The sequence below is a fragment of the Bartonella sp. AA86SXKL genome (genome assembly GCF_042196885.1).
Genome location: NZ_JBHIRE010000479.1, coordinates 1 through 612, shown reverse-complemented (window position 1 = coordinate 612; position 612 = coordinate 1). Strand labels below are relative to the sequence as shown.

1 pseudogene is annotated in these 612 nt (G+C 47.5%); it reads left to right on the top strand.

The annotated features are described in order from the left end of the window. Nucleotides 1–526: pseudogene (locus tag ACFIO5_RS12760) on the top strand (pyruvate kinase alpha/beta domain-containing protein); the annotation flags it as partial. Nucleotides 527–612: the final 86 nt, after the last annotated feature.

The following is a 612-nucleotide window of genomic DNA, read 5'->3' as shown; positions in this document are numbered from 1 at the left end:
TAGTGGGTGGTGCTGTCATGTTGTCTGCTGATCTTTATCTTGAAGAAGTCGTGCTATGATGGTGGATCGAATCGCCTAACAAATCAAACAAGATCAGACTTATGCGGTTCAGGTTGGCGCACAGCATCCTGCTCCAGAATCAACGGGGACCGATGCGATTTCTCTCGCTGCGCGTCAGATCGCCGAAACACTGCAATTGACAGCTATCGTTGCTTATACTGCTTCAGGCACAACGGGTGTGCGCACATCACGGGAGCGTCCAAACAGGCCCATTATTGCCTTATCGCCTATTGTAAAAACAGCAAGACGTTTGGCTTTGGTCTGGGGACTTCATTGTGTGGTCACTGAAGACGCGCGGGATTTGGAGGATATGGTTGATCGTGCGGCTGCGATTGCTTTTCAAGAAGGCTTTTGCCAAGGGGGAGATCGCTTCCTTGTGACAGCTGGTGTTCCTCTTGGTACACCTGGTGCTACCAATCTCTTGCGTATCGCTTCTGTTTCTCAAGATGGAACAAAGGGTGTTTAACGGGAACATTGGGGCATAGTTTTCTTTATATTTTGAAGAATATATTCCATTTGTCATCTGTTTTTCTATGAGCAGAGATGTGTGAT